The sequence below is a fragment of the Dorea chungnamensis genome (assembly GCF_039832125.1).
Classification (GTDB): domain Bacteria; phylum Bacillota; class Clostridia; order Lachnospirales; family Lachnospiraceae; genus JAFBIX01.
Map to the genome: position 1 here is coordinate 188761 of NZ_JBDOHT010000001.1, position 19723 is coordinate 208483.

The 19723-nt window shown below is 38.7% G+C and carries 14 protein-coding genes and 2 pseudogenes; all 16 read left to right on the forward strand.

The window, feature by feature from the left end; translation table 11 throughout:
- The 16 genes and pseudogenes from hxsA3 (at position 1) to ABE613_RS01025 (ending at position 19722) form a co-directional block, all read left to right on the forward strand.
- On the forward strand, positions 1-555 hold the full coding sequence (gene hxsA3 / locus ABE613_RS00950) for a His-Xaa-Ser repeat protein HxsA3 (RefSeq protein WP_347375368.1): 555 nt from the start codon (positions 1-3) through the stop codon (positions 553-555).
- A 16-nt stretch (positions 556-571) separates the two neighbouring features.
- Entirely contained in the window at positions 572-1681 is a 1110-nt protein-coding gene (locus ABE613_RS00955; protein ID WP_347375369.1) for a 5-bromo-4-chloroindolyl phosphate hydrolysis family protein, read from the forward strand.
- A 3-nt stretch (positions 1682-1684) separates the two neighbouring features.
- A complete protein-coding gene (locus tag ABE613_RS00960) occupies positions 1685-2491 on the forward strand; it encodes a toxic anion resistance protein (RefSeq protein ID WP_347375370.1) in 807 nt (268 codons plus the stop codon).
- Positions 2492-2505: 14 nt separating this feature from the next.
- Positions 2506-3678 (forward strand): toxic anion resistance protein, encoded by a 1173-nt coding sequence (locus tag ABE613_RS00965; RefSeq protein ID WP_347375371.1) that lies wholly within the window; start codon positions 2506-2508, stop codon positions 3676-3678.
- 45 nt (positions 3679-3723) lie between these two features.
- Positions 3724-4293: a rhomboid family intramembrane serine protease gene (locus ABE613_RS00970; protein ID WP_347375372.1), complete on the forward strand. Its 570-nt coding sequence runs from the start codon at positions 3724-3726 to the stop codon at positions 4291-4293.
- 732 nt (positions 4294-5025) lie between these two features.
- Positions 5026-5631, forward strand: coding sequence for a CHC2 zinc finger domain-containing protein (locus ABE613_RS00975; protein WP_347375373.1), 606 nt, complete (start codon positions 5026-5028; stop codon positions 5629-5631).
- A 19-nt stretch (positions 5632-5650) separates the two neighbouring features.
- Positions 5651-6985, forward strand: a pseudogene (locus tag ABE613_RS00980) (virulence-associated E family protein).
- A gap of 430 nt (positions 6986-7415) precedes the next feature.
- Positions 7416-7592 (forward strand): hypothetical protein, encoded by a 177-nt coding sequence (locus ABE613_RS00985; RefSeq protein WP_347375374.1) that lies wholly within the window; start codon positions 7416-7418, stop codon positions 7590-7592.
- Positions 7593-7672: 80 nt separating this feature from the next.
- Positions 7673-8710: an AAA family ATPase gene (locus ABE613_RS00990; RefSeq protein ID WP_347375375.1), complete on the forward strand. Its 1038-nt coding sequence runs from the start codon at positions 7673-7675 to the stop codon at positions 8708-8710.
- On the forward strand, positions 8711-10960 hold the full coding sequence (locus ABE613_RS00995; RefSeq protein ID WP_347375376.1) for a S8 family peptidase: 2250 nt from the start codon (positions 8711-8713) through the stop codon (positions 10958-10960).
- 30 nt (positions 10961-10990) lie between these two features.
- Positions 10991-12226, forward strand: coding sequence for a deoxyguanosinetriphosphate triphosphohydrolase family protein (locus tag ABE613_RS01000; RefSeq protein ID WP_347375377.1), 1236 nt, complete (start codon positions 10991-10993; stop codon positions 12224-12226).
- Between the two features lie 127 nt (positions 12227-12353).
- On the forward strand, positions 12354-13952 hold the full coding sequence (locus ABE613_RS01005) for a recombinase family protein (protein WP_347375378.1): 1599 nt from the start codon (positions 12354-12356) through the stop codon (positions 13950-13952).
- Positions 13939-14094: pseudogene (locus ABE613_RS01010) on the forward strand (sporulation transcriptional regulator SpoIIID); the annotation flags it as partial. The gene ABE613_RS01005 and the pseudogene ABE613_RS01010, both read left to right, overlap by 14 nt.
- Before the next feature lie 138 nt (positions 14095-14232).
- Complete coding sequence (locus ABE613_RS01015) at positions 14233-15663, forward strand: Wadjet anti-phage system protein JetA family protein (protein WP_235232351.1); 1431 nt, start codon at positions 14233-14235, stop codon at positions 15661-15663.
- An 80-nt stretch (positions 15664-15743) separates the two neighbouring features.
- Positions 15744-16379: a DUF4194 domain-containing protein gene (locus tag ABE613_RS01020; protein WP_347375380.1), complete on the forward strand. Its 636-nt coding sequence runs from the start codon at positions 15744-15746 to the stop codon at positions 16377-16379.
- Positions 16339-19722, forward strand: a complete 3384-nt coding sequence (locus ABE613_RS01025) for an SbcC/MukB-like Walker B domain-containing protein (protein WP_235232349.1) — start codon at positions 16339-16341, stop codon at positions 19720-19722. The genes ABE613_RS01020 and ABE613_RS01025 overlap by 41 nt, the downstream gene beginning before the upstream one ends.
- The last annotated feature ends 1 nt before the right edge of the window (position 19723 follow it).

Sequence of the window (19723 nt, forward strand, 5' to 3'; positions counted from 1 at the left end):
ATGGATAAATTATTTCCCGAATTTCAAAAAAGTATAGAAAACTTAATAGAGGATGAAGAAGGCAATATCCCAGGCAATAAGTTATTAGCTTTAGGAACAATGATTATAATTTTAGGTAGTTTAATGACGATGGATGCATTTGCAGCGCATAGATCTCACAGCTCGCATAGGTCTCACAGCTCGCATAGTTCACATTCATCTGGCTCACATGGAAATAGTCATAGTAATCATGGAAGCCATGAAAGCCATCAGAGTCATCAGAGCCATACTTCCCATTCTAATACAGGCTCTCATTCCAACTCAAGATACAGTGCTGAAGGTGATGTAAGTTATTCAGCACCAGCGGCTTCGAATGTGCCAAAAATTTCAGAGCCTACTGTAGAAATGACAGCAGATTCATTAGGATTGCCAGAGGTCAATCAGAATATTCAGTTACCAAATGGAACACCGATTTCTAGTATTCTTCCGGCTTTTGCTGTTCCTGCATCAACAGTAACAAGCAAGATGGATCCTATGGAAATGAATACTCCATCGTCAACAGATCCGATTGAATAAAAAGAGGTGTTAGTATATGGCTTTATTCAAAAAAAATATTTCAAATAATAACAATACAGAGGCTGAAAAAGCGTCGCAACCCGTAATAAATAACTATGAACAAGAACCAGTTCAAGCTGCATCAATTGTAATAAATAGTATACAACAAGGAAATTATTCTGAAATTGGTCAAAAGCTTGAAGAGTTGCCGAGTACTGGATTCCGTCGAACACAATATGTTTTTGAAGCACCGAAAACAACTCTGTTCAAATGGATAATTGGTATATGCATTTGTTTTATCTTAGGATATTTATATTTTGCAGTTATGGGATTTGGAATGCATATTTATTCTGATAATTATGAACAATATAGCCTGATCTTCTTAGGATCTACTTTGGTGATATTTATTATTAACATTATTCTTATTATTCTGGCTGTTAATTCAATAAATTTTGCTAAAAGATATGAAAAATATTTTGAATTAATGAAATATAAGAATGTTGAGATTATTGATGATATTTGTGCTTATACTAAATTTCCGTATTCCAAGGTAGTAAAAGATCTTTCTTGTGCAGTAAAACAAAAACTCATTCCCCAGGGACATTTTTCTACTGAAAATCTGGTGTTTATTGCTTCAAATGAATTGTTTGAAAAATATGAAGAAAATAAACCAGAATATGATCGTTATTATAGAAAATTAATTGAAGAACGTATTCGTATGGGGGAACGTACAGAGGAGATACAAAAGATTCTAGATATTGGACAAGACTATATTGATAAAATACATGATAGTAATCGACTAATTAAAGAAAAAGAGATTACTCTGAAATTAAATCAGATGGAAAAAATAGTTGCAACAATTTTTCGTGAAGTTGATCTTAATCCAGGACAGTCGGGAAAACTTGGAATGTTTTTGAACTATTATTTGCCAACTACAGAAAAATTGCTGAATGCATACATCGATATTAATGAAAAAGAGATTGAAGGAACAAGTATCAAAAATTCCAAGAGGGACATTGAACATGCCATTGATATGTTAATTGTTTCGTTTGAGGGCATTTTAAACCAGTTCTATGAGAAGCAAGAACTGGATATTGCCAGTGATATCTCTGCTATGGAACAAATTATTAACCAAGAGCAAGTGTAAAAAATGGTAAATGATAATAAAATTGATTATATTGATAATCTAATATCGGTATTACAAGGAAGATTGGTTATTGGTAATCAGGAATCAATTTCTGTTTATGGGAGTCTTGAACAACAAAAATTAGGAGAATTAGCGAAAGATATTACACAATTGTTTTTAAATCAAGGGTACAACATAGAGATTACCATTAATAATATTCTGGATGAACTAAAGAGATTTCAAGTTGTTCCGCATAATAAAGGAAAGACTCTATTTTTTTTAAAAAAATCTCCGTCCAAATCAGTTATATTGGGACAATATAATTCTATGCTTAAATATATAGAAAAATTGGATGTTGAACTGAAACTACAAGAAGCGGAATTATTAAAAGAAAGTAATGTGCTTGAACGATTGGAAAAACAAATAGAACGGTGTAGTGATGACTTACAAAATTGTATCGATAAAGGGAAAAGTCTAATCCTGAGTCACGATAAATCAAAAAATACAGATTCTGAAGATGTCGAACATTGGTGGATTCGATTAGAACAAAGGGTGGGAGATCTAGAACTGTCGCATATGGTATCATTACAAACTCTGTCACAAATTAAATTATTAAAAGACAATAATAATCAAATTGCCCATAGAATATTGGAAATTACGACTAAGACGATTCCTTTATGGAAAAGCCAAATGAAATCGTTTATTTCTATTACTAATAGTTCTGATCAGGAAGAAATAAATCGAATGCTGAACGGAGAATTGAAACTTTTGTCAGAGATAGAACTAAGAGATACTGATATCCGAACAGAATTGAGAAATATCTCATCATGAAGGGAGAGATGATTGTGAGCACAGAAACTCAAAAAAGAACAACATTAGTATTAAATCCGGAGGAGCAGACAAGAAATCCATTATTGGATGATATTCCAGTAATGCAATCCGTTGTTTCATCAGGAGAACCCAAAGGCTACTCGGCCGGAACAATTGATGAATCAATGCTCTCAGAAGAAGAACGAGAGATGGTTGACCAATTTGCTGAAGAAATAGATATAACAAACGTTGATCAGGTTGTAAAATATGGAATGACTGCACAACAGAATATTTCTGATTTCTCAGTTTCTATATTGAAAAAAGTAAAGACTTATGATCTGGGTGAAGTAGGCACATCCTTAAAAGAATTAACAACTGCTGTAGATGCTACGACAGAGCCCGAAAAAAAGGGGATTTTTGGAGTGTTTCAGAAAGCAAAAAGAGGAGTCGGAACAATTAGAGCAAATTATGCAAAGGCTGAGAGTAATGTGGATCGTATAGAAAAAGATTTACGTTTGCATCAAAATGTTTTGATTCAGGATATTTCTATGTACCAACAAATGTATGAATTGAATGTACAATACTACAAAGAATTGACAATGTATATTATTGCTGGTAAAAAGGCATTAGATAAAGCAAAGAATGGAAAGCTTGTGGAATTAAAAGCTAAGGCTGATCAAACGAATCTTCAAGAAGATGTTCAGGAATACAAAGATTTTGAGGATTTGTGTTATAGATTTGAAAAAAAGATTTCTGATTTGGAGTTGACCAGAGTTATTGCAATCCAATCGGCACCACAAGTTCGCATGCTTCAAAATAATGACCGTGAAATGCTGGACAAGTTACAGTCCTCGTTATCAAATACAATACCGTTATGGAGAAATCAGTTAGTGTTATCATTAGGTATTGAACATTCACAACGTGCCTTAGAAGCACAGTCAGTTCTTACGGAAAAAACGAATGATTTGCTACGCAGGAATTCTGAAACTTTAAAAATGGCAACAATTGAAACCGCTAAAGAGGTTGAAAAACCGATTGTAGATATTGAAACTCTTCGTTTGTGTAGTAAAAACTTAATATCTTCCGTAAATGAAGTTGTAAAGATTCATGAACAGGGAACTGCTAAACGTGCGAAGGCACAGGAAGAATTGCTAAAGATAGAGGAAGAATTAAAACAGGCAATGCTTGAACCAAAATATAGAAAGTAAAATATTAATGGGAGGATTGCAGTTCCCATTTTTGAAAGGGAAAATATGAAAAAAGTTAAAATATCATTTAATGCCCCAGTGACATTGGGGATTTTTTTGATATGTTTCGTAGTAACCATAATTGGCATCACTACGCATGGACGAAGTACACAGTTTTTATTTATGACGTATCATTCCTCTTTGGCAAATCCATTAACATACCTAAGATTTTTCACACACATATTTGGTCATGATGGAATTAACCATTTTATAGGAAATGCAACATATTTGTTATTGTTAGGACCACTTCTAGAAGAAAAGTATGGGTCTATGAATTTAATAAAAATGGTTTGTGTTACTGCTTTTATTACAGGGATTATAAATTATGTGGTTTCACCCAATACTGCTCTTTGTGGTGCTAGTGGCATTGTATTTGCATTTATTGTTTTGTCTTCATTTACGGGATTTAAAGAAGGTGAAATACCGCTGACTTTTGTTTTGGTTGTAATATTATTTGTTGGTCAGCAAGTATATGAAGGTGTTGCAATAAGAGACAATATTTCTCAATTAACGCATGTTATTGGTGGTGCAATAGGAGCTTTTGTAGGGTATCGATTTAACAAAAGGAAATTGTGATAAATTGTAAAATATAAAGTGTTGTTTAAAAAAGATAATATTGATAAATTACTGAAACCTTTGTGTCTGTTAGAAACTAATGGATACAGGGGTTTTTTATTTTGTGTATTTTTAAGAGCAAGATCCACCCGTGTTTAACAGTAGAGCCATTTTGGCAACTGTTTTACTTACTGGTTTCTATCTTGATGGGGATTCCGTTTCCCCATACCCTCGGTTTTCTTGCTATTTCATTTTGAATTCAAAATAGAAAAGACGTTTTGGCTTCGCAGTTGAATATTCTCGTCTCCGGAAACCTTGATTCCGGAATTTTGGAAACCGACATTCCGGAGGAGGGAAACTCTTTGATTGGCTTGTTTACCACTTATCAGGTAGTGCGGTATTGTCAAGCCCAGAGCCGCTTTGCGGTGCTGTAGCAGGCTTTACAATGCCGCAATATCTGATAGGATTTCACCAGTCAATCAATGATTCTGCGGTTTCCTTCTGACCGGACAGCACGGACACAAACGCCGGAATATTCAGCAGTGAAATTTTCGGAACTGTCCATAGTTCCTGTGATGATGAAGAGAAAGATTATAATTTTTTGAAGAAATTTTGAATTCATATTGTATAAGACCCTCTCAAACTTTGGATATAGTAGAAGGATCTTTTTTTTTATCCTTCTTCAGAAATTCGATTTATTCATTTTTGAATAAAAGTCGGAATGCAATATTCAGTAGATGGGAAGGAACTAAGATGGGATTATTTGAAGAGGTAAAGAAGAATGTAACAGTCAGACAGGCGGCAGAGTTTTATGGGTTTAAGCCTAACCGAAGCGGTTTGATCAGATGTATTTTCCACAAGGACAATACCCCAAGTATGAAAGTTGATCGCAGATATTACTGCTTCGGTTGTGGATGTACCGGAGATGCGGTTGATTTTACTGCTCAGTTATTTGGACTGGGTGCAAGAGAAGCGGCTGTAAAGTTGGCAGCAGATTTTGGGATTAGCTATGGCGGTAAATCAAGAGATTCTCCTGAGCGAAAAAAGAAGGTTTCGATTACAAATCCAGAAGTAATCCAGACAAGGCAACAAAAGGATGAGTGGATAAGACTCGTAAGGGCATATTTGGATTATCGTTCTATGCTCTTAGACTGGAAGAAACAATATGCACCTAAGAATCCGAAGGAAGAATGGAACGAACAATTTGAGGAAGCATTGCGGGAGCTCACTTATGTTGAGTATGTTTTGGATATTCTTTTATTTGGAGAAAAGCATGAGAAGGATCATATGGTCCAAGAAAAACGAAAGAAGGTGGAAGATATTGAGCGAAAGTGTGATGAGTATGTCAGAAGAAAATAGAGAGAATGCAGTGTGCCGGATGGAATCAATGGTAAATCTGGATGTAGTGCGGAATATTAAAGAGCATCTGGCTGTCACGATGAATGGGACGGTCAAAGGGACAATGCAAAATTACATGACAGTCCTTAAAGAAGATCCAGTTCTGGCAGGGAGCTTACGATTTAATCTCCTGAATCAGCGGGTGGATGTGGTGAAGATTCTTTGGTGGAATAAGCGAATCACATCATTGACAGATGAAGGAGAGGAATTTTTGTTTTATTACTTTGAACGTTATTATGATCTGGGGAATGAGAAAAATATGAAAAAGGCATTGAGAGCAGAAGCGAACAGCAACAAGTATCATTCAATCTGTGATTATCTGAATGAACTTCAATGGGATGGAACAGAGCGTATTCGATATGTGCTGAAGCGGTATATGGGAGCGGATGATTCGGATTTGGTGTATGAATGTCTGAAGCATTTTATGATAGGTGCAATCCTGCGAGTTTTCCATCCGGGTTATAAAATGGATGAAATGCTTTGCCTGGTTGGTACACAGGGAGCCGGGAAATCAACTTTTTTTCGATTCCTCGCTGTGAAGGACGATTAGTTTTCGGATGACCTGAAACATCTAAATGACGAGAAGATTTACGGAAAACTTCGAGGACATTGGATCATGGAAATGGCGGAGATGATTGCTGCAGTCAGTGCCAAGAGTAACGAGGAAATCAAATCATTTCTGGTCAGACAGAAAGATACTTTTCGTATTCCGTATCAGCAGTATGAGGAAGACCGGCTGAGACAATGTGTTTTTGCAGGCACGACAAATACAAAGCAATTCTTGCCATTTGACCGGAGTGGAGCAAGAAGATTTTTGCCGATTATGGTTCATGCGGAAAAAGCAAACAAGCACATCCTGGAAGATGAAGCGGAGGCAAGAGCATATTTTGATCAGCTCTGGGCTGAGGCGATGTACATATACCGCTTTGCAGACAATCCGGCAGAACTGATGAAGTTTTCCGGGAAAATGGAATCACAGATTAACTTATATCGGGAACAGTTCATGCAGGAGGATACACTGGCAGGAACTATTCAGGGATGGCTTGATGATTCGGAGGAAGATTATGTCTGTATAAAAATGATTTGGAAAGAGGCCCTGGATCATCAGTATGGAGAACCAAAGCGTTATGAATCCAATGAAATTGCAGAGATTATGGATACCAAAATTGTCGGGTGGAAGCGGATCAGCTCGCATCGATTCCGGAATTATGGGACTCAGAAGGGCTGGGTGCGAGAACGCACAGATGTAAACCAGAAGGAAAAGTCGGAATTTCGAGAATTGACGGAAGCTGAACAACAGACGTTGCCATTTTGAATGCCCGACAGAGAGAGGATGATTGATTGCTCATGAGATGCAGTTTTTCGCCAAATAGTTTTCGATAATTGACGGTTAGTTTACGACTGGTTGACTAGAAAAATACTTTATATATAGGGATTTTGCAGGTTTTTATGGGAATGTAAACTATTGGATTTTAAAACTTTATTTTTATGTATGAAGAAAAACTGATAAGGATTTTTCAAAGAGTTCTCAAGGTAGTTGACATTTTGGTTTACATCAGCTTGGTACAGATTGAAATGTGTTCCCGAAGGGAAACAAATCCTCTCTCTGTAGGGCAATAAACATAGATTTGGGGGGGGACACTGGTTACATTAACGAGGCGCAATATTTTAAAGGACTATTTTCAGGTATTTTCTCATAGTTATGGACAAAGAGAAAACCGTGGGGAGGAGGTGGAAGCTCCGCTATGAAGAAAAGAAAATTAAATTATAGAATTCATAATCCGAACACAGCGGCAGCAACCGCCGATTACATACTGAAAATTTTTATAGAGGCCAATGCAGGAAAGGTGGAAAAAGCGATTCAGGAAACGGCGGATCAGGTTGACGAGGAGACGGAATGTGAGAAGTATAATACAAATTAGTGATATAGAATCGACATTATTGTCCCAAACAATTGACTTTTGTCCCAGAAACTGATATGATTTGTTTAGAGGTGACGGAGATGAAAAAACAAAATGTAATAAATCTAGTTAAATATCATGTTGAGAAAAAAGAGGATGCATTTATGAGTGAAGTTGCGGCAATTGCACGTGATTTTGACGCTAACGGGGACGAGGCGGTTGCACAGTATCTTATGGAACTAATATCTACAGCAAATTTTTATGTACCACAGGCAAGCTATAAAAATTTAAATTATTTAAGGAAAGTCAACTATTCTACAAATCCGTTGATTTTACCAGATGCCATAGAACAAGATGTGATAGGTATTACGAGAGCCATAAGTAATAAAGCTGGTTTGTCTAAATTTCTTTTTTATGGAAAACCAGGTACAGGAAAAACGGAATCGGCATATCAGATTGCAAGAATATTAGGTAGAGATATTTTGTCAGTTGATTTTGAACAACTGATAGATAGTAGACTTGGAGAAACTGCAAAAAATGTTGCAAGGTTATTCGATGAAATTAATCACTTGCAGTATGGAAAAGTAATTATCGTTTTTGATGAAATTGATTCATTAGTATTGGATAGAGTAAATAGCAACGATTTAAGAGAAATGGGCCGAGTTACTTCGGTTTTTTTAAGAGAATTAGAAGAACTTAATGAAAATATTGTTCTTATTGCAACAACAAATCTATTTGAAAAATTTGATAAAGCTATAATAAGAAGATTTGATGCAACAATATCCTTTGATCGTTACAATAGAGAAGATCTTATTGAGATTGCTGATTCTATGTTAACTGCCAGTTTGAAAAAAGCAAGTAATTCAAGAAAGGACATAAGATTATTTAACAAAATATTGAAAAATATGCAGGAGATCCCATATCCTGGTGATCTAAAACAGATAATTAAAACAGCAGTTGCATTTAGTGATGAAACAAATGAGTATGATTATTTACGAAAAATGTATCTTGCATTGAATCCTACCAACGGTGAACTGCAACTTCAGAAGCTAAATGATGAGGGGTATACAGTAAGAGAAATAGAAATTTTATCCAGAGTACCTAAAAGTAGCGTTTCGAGAAAGTTGAGGGAAGAGTAAATGAATAAAATTTTACAAGTTAAAATGAGATTCTCAAATGAAAAGAATAATCAACGTCCGAACGCGAGGAATTTAAGAGCACATTCCGAAACTACGGTAGAGAAAATTCAAAGTGTCTGTGATGATTTAAAGGCTATCTTACGATTTTATAAAAACTCTCCAAAGTTTTTAGAGAATATATTAGTTGATGTTAATTATAATGATATTATTGCAAAATCCAATAGAATTCAAGAATTATTAAAACCGGTAGGAAAGAAAACAAACGATATGGTAGTTGGGGCAAGATTTTCGGATGCTCCGGAAGGTCAAGAAAACCATATAATTACTTATTATGTGGATAAAAGGACAATAGAAAATACTATAGCAGATTTAGAAATAGTAAAAAAATTTTTGAAAAAGAAGTTGGGCGGTAAGGCTGTTGCGAAAAATTTTAATGAACCAGAAAATAAGTTGGAGTATGAAGGATTTGAACTTTCAAAAAGTAAAATTCGTAATATTATAGTAGATTGCTCCGTGGTTGAATCTTTTGCAGTGCCGCATGTTTCAAAAGTCCCGGATAAAGATTCGTTTTTGGTAACATTCTATAAGACGGAATTATCAGTTGCTAAGCTTTTAGAAAAGCTTAAAGTGGATGACGTGAAACATCAATATTATTTTTATGGTGATGATACAATTTCTGTAAATAAGGAGCTATATGATTTTTTAGAGACAAATGTCCCGTATCTTATTTCGATGGTATCATCTGATTTTTCGAAAATCACATTAGCTGATATAGAAGAAAAAAATGAAGAAAAAGAAATAGCTATCCCGGATCCTACAAACGAACCAACCATAGGTGTTATTGATACATTGTTTGATGAAGATGTATATTTTAGTAAATGGGTTGAAAATACAGATTATTTAGATGACATTGAAAAGATAATAGATGGGGGTAAAGATAGAAGTCATGGGACTTCCATTTCGTCTCTAATAGTAGATGGTCCAAGGTTGAATCCTTGGTTGGATGATGGATGTGGGAGATTCAAAGTTCGACATTTTGGAGTATGTGCTGAGAGGATATCAACGGTAAGATTAGTAAAAAAAATTAAGGAAATTATTGCAAATAATTCAGATATTCATGTATGGAACCTTTCTTTAGGGACAGATGATGAGGTCTCAAAAAACTTTATATCGTATGATGCGGCAGTATTAGATGAATTGCAGGCACAAAAAAATATTATTTTTGTTGTTTCCGGGACTAATGATAATCGTAGTGAAAAAAAAGGAATTTTAAAAGTGGGTTCTCCAGCTGATTCATTGAATTCTATTGTAGTGAATTCAGTGCGACGAGATGGGACTCCAGCGAGTTATACAAGAAGAGGGAATATCTTATCTTTCTATAATAAACCTGATGTTTCATATTATGGTGGAGATTATAACGAAAGAATTAAAGTTTATACTCCACATGGGGAAATGGATGAATATGGGACATCATTTGCAGCTCCGTGGATTAGTAGAAAACTATGTTATTTGATAGATGTTATTGGTTTGCCCAGGGAGGTGGCGAAGGCTCTTATAATAGATTCTGCAGCAGGGTGGGAGTACAAATTAGCAACTTATAAGAATAAAGATGTTTTGGGATATGGGGTTGTTCCGATAGATATTTCTAAAGTACTTTCTTCTGAAAGCAGAGAAATAAAGTTTATTGTATATGGAATATCACAATCATATAAGACAGCCAATTACGCAATTCCGGTTCCGAGGGATGAAGAAAATAAATATCCGTATATAGCAAGAGCAACAATGTGCTATTTCCCAGAGTGTAGTAGAACTCAAGGTGTGGATTATACTAATCGAGAATTATCATTGAAGTTTGGGCGAGTGAAACCAAATGGTCAAATAGATGATATTAATGAAAATATTCAAGATGAGGAGGGATCCTATTCGGATGAGCGACAATCTAGAAAAGAATTTAGAAAATGGGAAAATACAAAGTTTATTTCTAAAGTATTAAAGGCTAATCGTTCAATGAAATCATATGGAGAGAGATTGTGGGGGATGTCAGTGGTTTCTAAAGAACGATTGTCAACAAAAATGGATAAAGATTTGAATTTTGGCGCTGTGATTACTTTGAGAGAGGTAAATGGTGTAAATAGAATAGAGGATTTTGTGAAAGCATGCACTCTGCGTGGATGGATTGTGTCAGAGATTGATGTTCAAAATCAAATTGATATATACAATACAAATCAGGAAGAAATTATATTTGATTAATTTTAATAGCTATGGAAAGGAGTATTGCAAATGACAAAAGGTAAATTTAAATCGGTAGCGGCAACACCTAAAAATAAAAATTGGGAAAAATTAACGACACGTGCAGTCGATTTATATTCAAGAGAAGATGATGTTCGTAGCCCGTTTGCCAGAGATTATACTCGAATATTGCATTCATTGGCATATCGGCGGTTAAAACATAAGACCCAAGTTTTTTTTAATATTGATAACGATCATATTTGTACACGAATGGAACATGTTGCTCATGTAGAATCGGTTAGTCATACAATTGCAAAATCCTTAGGTCTTAATGATGAACTTACAAAAGCTATAGCTATGGGACATGATTTAGGACATGCTCCATTTGGACATCAAGGTGAAAGTGTCATCAGTGAATTAAGTAATAAGCATTTAGGTGAAAAATTCTGGCATGAAAGAAATGGCTTGAGATTTGTTGACAAAATAGAGTTACTTGAGGATAACTATAAAAAGAGTAAAAATCTTGATTTGACTTATGCAGTTCGTGATGGCATTATTTCACATTGTGGAGAAGTAGACGAAAATGGTTTAACACCAAGAGATGAATTAATTGATTTGGGTGATTTTACAGAAGCAGGACAATATCAACCAGCAACGTGGGAAGGTTGCGTGGTAAAAATATCAGATAAAATCGCGTATGTAGGAAGAGATATAGAAGATGCAATAAATCTGGGTTTTCTTAATGATGCAACAAAAAATGATTTGTTAAAAATGGCAAGAGCAAATGACCAAAATGTATTGAATACAACGGTAATTATGCATAATCTTATTATTGATATTTGTGAGAATAGTTCACCAGAAAAAGGAATCTGTTTAAGTTCACGTTTTTTGGATCAGATTAATTCTATTAAAGACTTTAATTACAAGCATATTTATGGACATGAACGTTTAGTACCATTTAAGGAGTATTCAAAATTGGTGATTAATCAAATATTTGAAGTCTTGAAGAAAACGTATGATGGAAGGCATTCTTGGGCATCAATAAAGGATAAGAAGAAATATTATCCGATTTTAATGGATTCATTCGATAAATGGTTAGCACGTTATTGTGAAGTTGATATTATCCCTGAAGGAGAATTATTAGATATTGCATTAAATTGTGAAAATGAAAAAATATATGGAGAATTAGAAAATGAAAAAATATATATCCAAGCAATACTAGACTTTATTTCGGGAATGACGGATCGATTTGCTATAAAAGTGTTCAACGAATTATTGAACTATTAATATTTGCAGGAGATTACAGAATTGTTTTTCATAATCTCCTGCATTTTCTATGTTTACAATCCCTAATTTTTATATATAATAAAAGAAGTAACAGAACGTAATAACTCTAACAGAAAGGTAAACCATCATGAACATTGCAGCTTATTGTCGTGTTTCCACCGATAAATCTGATCAGCTTAACAGTCTGGAAGCCCAAAAGGAGTTCTTCACCGAGTACACCAAGCGTACCGGTGACACTCTTGTAAGATTATATGCAGACGAGGGTATTTCCGGAACTAAAATTAAAAACAGAAAAGAATTTCTTCGTATGATGTCCGATGCGGAGCATGGCTTGTTTGATATGGTCGTAGTAAAGGATATCTCCCGCTTCGCCAGAAACACAGTAGATCTTTTGCAAAATGTACGTAAGCTAAAAGCCTTAGGTATCGAAACGCAGTTTCTCACTGCAAACATGACCAGTATGGGAAACAGTGAGTTTGTGCTGACCATTTTCGGTGCTCTTGCTCAGGAGGAAAGTGCCAACACTTCCAAGCGTGTGAAGTTCGGCAAGAAAATGAACGCAGAAAAGGGACGAGTTCCGAACATTGTTTACGGATATGATAAGACGATCGGTGATTATTTTAATCTGGCTATCAACGAGGAAGAAGCGAAAGTAATCCGTCAGATTTATAGATGGTATACGGAAGAAGGTTATGGGGCAGCCAAGATTGCCAATATGCTGAATGAACAAGGATTGACCACAAAGCGGAATTGTAAATGGAGCCAGAATGCCATTTGCCGGATTCTGACTAATGAGCTTTATACAGGAAAAATTATCAATGGAAAACAGGAAGTGACGGATTTCTTGACTGGCCAGAGAATGGAGAAAGACGAGACGGAATGGATGGTTGTGGAGCGGCCGGAACTTCGGATTATTGATGACGAGACATTTGAAAAGGCAGGGGAGACACTGCATTCTCGACATGCCTCTTTCAATATGAAGCACGAACGCCAGAGTAACAAATATCTCTTTTCTACATTGATCAAATGTAAGGAATGCGGATGGTCTTTCCGGCGGACAGTTCGTACCTACAAGAACACTTATGTCCGTTGGGTTTGTTCCGGGCATAATGGGCGAGGAGCGGACAGTTGTCCGAATGCAGTGACGGTGGATGAGGAAGAACTGATCGGAGTTCTGCAAGAGTATTTTGCCAATGTATTGAAGCAGAAGAAAAAGGTGATCAATCATGTGGTAAATGAGTTCCAGAGAGTTTACAAGGCAAAGGATGAAAATCTGGAATATGAGAAGGAGCTGAATTCGCAGCTTTCAAAACTGCAAAAGACCAGACAGAAATATATGGACATGTATACCGATGATCTGATTTCTCGTGAGGAGCTGAACGAGAAAATTGGTGGTATGAGAAAAGAAATCGAACGTCTGGAAAATGAACTGAAGATGGTATCTTATCATCTGACAAAGGGTGAGCAACTGGAAGCAATTTTGAATAACACATTCAAAACAATCGAAGATATCACAGATGTACACCAGATGACTAATGTGCAGTTAAAGAAACTGATTCAAAAGATTGAAGTGGATAAAGAGGGGAATGTAGATATCTATTTACGTCTGCTGGGTGATTTGGGCTTGGATGAAACCATACTGATTGAGGATGCCTCCAACAGTGAAGACACCGCCCATGAAACTAACATCAATAAAACAGTTCCAAATAGTAACGACCAAACATAAAGATGTAACAGAAAGATTGCTCCAGATTAATCCTGCGCTTGCAGCGGAAGCAAGGAAGGTTCTCGACATCAACAAATCCGAGCGCCATATTCGTGGCGGACTAGCTACCAGAGAGAAATATTTACATATGGAACATCGATAAAAAAGTGGTGGGGAATATCATATCCTCCCAACCATTTTCAGTTTTCATTGTAAAAGCGGCAAGTGAAACAGCTTGCTGCTTTTTATTTATCTTCCCATGTAGTATAATTATTTCATACTTTGAAATGGAGAGAAATCTATGAGTTTGATCAATAAGATTCCAAAGGAGTTTTATAAACTTTTTGCGAGCAAATACAGGGAGTATTATCAACGGTTCCTGATATCGATCTATGAGGAATCCGGCAGGTCTTATTCGCTTCTGGGGCTTACGGAACGGGAATGCTGTGCGATTATGAATGAGTGGATTGCGGCGGAGACTTTGGACTGGAGTGAAGAGCAGTTTGACGAGGAAGGAGAACTGCTGACCAGGTCGAATATGACGTTTGTCTGTCTGAGGCATCTGGAGGAATGGGGATGGCTTCGGAAGGATTATGACGAATCGTTGAACAGTTATGTGGTGTCATTTCCAGAATACAGTCAGCTCTTTGTGGAGCTGTTCCAGCGTCTGTATAGTGAAGACAGTACCAAGGAACGGGAGAGCGTGCTGGCAGTCTACAGTTATCTGTATACTTACAGTGCGGATAAGGAGAAAAATAACGAGATTCTGAAGAGTGCCCTTCAGACCTCCCAGTCGTTGCTCCGGATGCTTTCGAATATGCAGGAGGGTATGAGAGGATATTTTGATGAGCTGTCCAGACAGAGAAGCTTCCTGGGAATTCAGGAAGTACTGGTCAATGAGATCAATAACAGTGACAGTAAGAAGTATGCGATTCTTACCACTACGGACAGTTTCTATCGATATAAGGAAGCGGTAAAGGAATTAATTGACCAGAACCTGAGTGAAAATGAAGTGCGAAGGCAGCAGTTTCTGGACCAGCAGGTGCAGCTTAAAATGCAGATGGAATCGGCAGAAAGTGTTCCTGTAGAATATACACCAAAGTATCGGAGGCTGGAGCGTGCGGTTGGTCTGTGCGAGGAGGCGATGGATATCATATACCGTATTGAACGGGAATTTGATGCCATCGAGCGCAGATATAATAAATTAATTGAGCAGAAGACGGTATTTGCAAGTCGGGCAGCAGCAAGAATCCGCTATATTCTGATGGAAGGAGCGGCTGAAGAGGATCAGACAGTGACACTTGTGAATCTTCTGAACCGAAGTAGTTGTCAGGAAGAGATCCTTACAAAACTGGCGGATCGAATGCACCTGACGGAGCGTTTCCATGTGATAACGGAACGAAGCCTGTTCAGAAAACGCGATTCTGAGAGGGGCTCTTTCGAGCCGCAGGCGGTTGTTCGGGAAGAAGAGCAGAGAGAGGATCTGGATTCTTTTGTATTAAAGCCGCTTTATACAGGCAAGGAGATCGCGGAATTCCGAAGAAAGAATATAAAGGACGGCAGATTTACAGTCACCAGAGATACCGTGCAGTCTATTGAGGATCTGGAGAAACTGTTCTTTGTATGGCAGGAGGCAACGGAGATTGCGGAGAATGATCAGGAGATTTCTATCGGAGAAGAATTGGAGAATGAAGAAGGGTTCCGCTTCTCAGAACTTACGATTAAAGAGTAACCGTAATAGGATTGAAAAATAGTTCGTAAGGAATATTTGGTGAGGGATACATAGAAGAAAAAACAGGAAGGGATAACGAGATGGCTTCATATATAGAAGAATTATCCGTGACAGAGGCGGAGAATCTAAAGAAAACGATATCAAAATTATTTCGTCAGACCTGTATCTTACAGATGCGGTATGACCCGGTGACACTGACTCCCAGAGATAATCTGGATTATGAGATCTGTGCCAGACACAGAGGCTTTATAGAAGAATATCTGGCGGTCCTGGGCTGCGAGCTGATCCATGACCCACAGGAGCATATTTTCCGGCTGGTAGGAGATGGTGTAGAGACGGAGAAAATGAGTCTGACGACTACCATTATTGTTTTGCTGGTGAAAATGATCTACAGGGACAAGATTCTTGGAGAAGGTTTAAATGCTACAGTGACCACACTGGAGGAGATTAGAGAGTATGGAAAGAATACCAATCTGCTGAACCGGAAGCTTACACTGGCGGAGTGGAGAGAAGCACTGTATCTGATGAGTAAGCATCAGATGATCGAGCTGCCTGGAGCGGTCAGGGATGTGGAAGATCATACGCCGATTTATTTATACAGTACGATTAATCTATACGTCAGTGCGGCGGATATTAATGCACTGGTAGAAGAGTACAGAGAGGAGGCCGCAGAAAATGAGACAATCGAAGAAGATATTTTCCCGGGTGCTGATTAACAACTGGGGCGGTATCAGCCATAAGGTGATGGAATTCCATGAATATGTGAATCTGTTCAGTGGCAAAAGCGGTTCTGGAAAGTCTACGGTGATGGATGCGATCCAGGTGGTACTGTATGGAAGCGTGGCTTCGACATTTTTGAATAAAGCCGCAGACGATGCCAAGAATAAGCGAAGTGTCTTAAGTTATCTCCGTGGAGCACAGAAGGACGGAACTTCTAATCGAGAAAATGTAGACTTCTGTTCTCAGATTGTACTGGAGATTGCAGATACCGGAAGTAAGCTGACGACTTGTATTGGGGTGGCTTTTGAAGTAGGAAGAAATGATCTGGATCTGAAGAAGTATTGCTTCTTCAGCCATTCTGGGAAGATGCCGGAAGATGAATATCTGACGGAGAGGGGGACCCCCTATACAATAGAACAGTTGAAACGACTGCTGAATCAGCGGAGCAAGTCCGAGGAAAATCGGGGACGAGTGGATGTGAACCGCATTTACCCATCCAAAGAGGCTTATCTGAACACAGTGTATGATTCCATCTTTGGCGGAATTGACCCGGGACGCCTGATGACGATGGAAAAAAGTGCCATTGCTCTTCGGATGACCAACGGGACAGGACAGTTCATCAAGGATTATATGTTCCCGAGAAGTAAGGAAGATACGGTTTCGACCATCAGTGAGCAGTTGGGTGCATACCGGGAGATCAAGGAACGGGTAGAGGATCTGGAACACCGGATTGAGATTCTGGATGAGATCCACAAGTATGATCTGGAACTGGTGCAGGCGAAAGCAGACAAGGTACGTACGGAGAGCGTTCTTCGAATCGTGGAGATAGAGAATTGTAAGACTCGTCTGGAGGCAAAAGAGGAAGACTTAAGAGGAATTCTTGTAAGAATCACGGAACTGGAAGAGAAGAAGACGGATCTGGAAGCGGTGAAGAAGGAGAAGACGGAGAAACTTATCGAAGTAAAGGCAGAGCTTCATGCCAGTGATTACGGCCTGAAGAAGAAAGAACTGGATGATATGGAGACGGCTCTTCAGCTGCTTTCTGGAAATGCCAGACAGTGGCGCGAGATTCTCAATGGACTGAAAGCCTGGGACGAGGATGAGGAGATCAGCAGCTATGTAAGTAATCCAACCTTGCAGGCTCTGGATGATGTGGTCAATGGAGAAGTGTCCATTCAAGCTATTGAAAAGTTGAAAAAAGGAATTCAGAATACGCTGGAGATGATCGGAGAAGAACTGGATGACTTAAATGACACGATCCGTTCGACTACAAAGGAACTGAATGAGAAGAGAGAGATGGTGGAGGACCTGAAAAATGACCGGAAGCCATATCGAAAAGAACTAAAGAGTGCCCGGGCAGAACTGCAGAATGAATTAAGCAGCCGATACGGACATACCATTCATGTGGAAATCCTTGCGGATCTGTTTGATATTACCGAGGAAAAGTGGAAGAATGCCATTGAAGGCAGACTGGGACGGATCAAGCACAGCCTTGTGACGGAGCCACAGTATGCCCTGGAAGCGGCAAAGATATTTCGTAAGATGAAGAAAAAAGAATACGAGGATGTAGAACTGATCAATACATCTGCTATCAAAAGAGACCAGCCACAGGCAGAGACAGGGACATTATATGAAGCTGTTGCAGCAGAGGAGCCTTATGTGGATCTGTGTCTGAGGCGATACTTGGGGCGTATTTATAAATGCGATACAGTGGAAGAACTTCATGAGGTGCGCGATGGCGTAACGCCGGATTGTTATTCTTACAGCAATTATATCTTCCGGCATCTGAGAGAAGCGGACTATGACCGCTATGCCTGCATTGGCACGAAGGTATCTAAGAAGAAGTTAAAGGAGCTGGAGGATGAGGTCTATGAATTAGAGAAGAATCAGCTTGCGGATATGCAGATGCGAGATACATTAAAGCAGGCACAGACTTTTGAACAATTGAACCAGAATCCAGAGCAGTTATTGCAATTGGCAGGGGCCGCAGATGAGCTGGAGAAGTATCTGAAGAAGCAAGATCAGCTTAAAAAAGAACTGAAAGAATTGGAAGATGGTACCTTGACGGCGCAGCTAAAGGCGCAAAAAGAAGAACTCGAACAGGTGATCGAGGAACTGGATGACAGACTTGAGCAGATTGGTGAAGAACGTATTGGGCGTAAGAAGGACCAGGGGTTTGCAGAACGAGATCTGGCCGGATTCCAGGAAAAACTGGCATTCCTTCAGGAGGGCTTTGTCGTTAATGAAGAATTGCTGGAAGAGGTGCAAAAGACGTTGGAAACACAGTCTGAGGTGTCCTACCGTAGGAAACAAAACGACCGTCTGGCAGAATTAACGGAGCAGGAAGAAAGGGCGGAGAAAGCCAGAGCCCTTGCACGAGGCCGGTTTAACCGGGAATATCCGGCGTATGGATTTACCGGAATCGAGCACGGCAATGAAGTGTATGATAAGGTATTGGAGCAGCTGCGCAAGGACTTTGAGCCCAAATATAAAGAAGACTTCGAGAAGCAGTATCGTCTGGTCTACCATTCCCTGCGTGAAAATGTCATTGCCACGATTCACGGTGAGATAAAGGCAGCTTATCGGCATAAGCGAGAGATCAACCGGATGTTATCCAGAATCCGGTTCTCAGACAGTACTTATCAGATTGATATTCTTCCGGCCCAGAATGAGAACGGGCAGTTCTATGAGATGCTGATGGCACCGGAGCTTGACAGCAAAGTGCTGGATAACGATGGATTCGATGGACAGCTGAGTCTGGGAGAAGACGACTTTTACCAGAAATTCGAATCTCAGATTCAGAGATTGACGGAGAAGTTCATGCCACCGCGAGAGGAAGACGGGCAGAATCGGACTCTCCACAAACAGGAGATGGAGAAGTATGCAGATTACCGTAACTATCTGACCTTCAGCATGTATGAGCGTGTAGAAGATGAGCAGGGGAATGTGAAGAAAAATGCGGTAGATGAGATGGCCGGGCGAGATTCCGGCGGAGAGGGACAGAATCCAAAATATGTGGCACTTCTGGCTGGATTTGCTATGTTATATATGCAGCAGAGTAACCGTGAGTCCAAGATACGGCTGGTGCTTTTGGACGAGGCATTTTCTAAGATGGACAAAGAGCGAAGTGAAGTGTGCCTGCGTTATGCGAGAGAGCTGGAATTGCAGCTGATCGTCTGTGTGCCGGACGAGCGCCTTCAGTCGTTGATTCGGAACGTGGACAGTGTCTACGGATTCCGCAGACATCAGAATCAGATCTCGATGATGCATATTGATAAAGGAAATTATCTGGAGCTGATCGAGGGACAGACAGAGGAGCTTCAGAATCTTGATGCCTAAG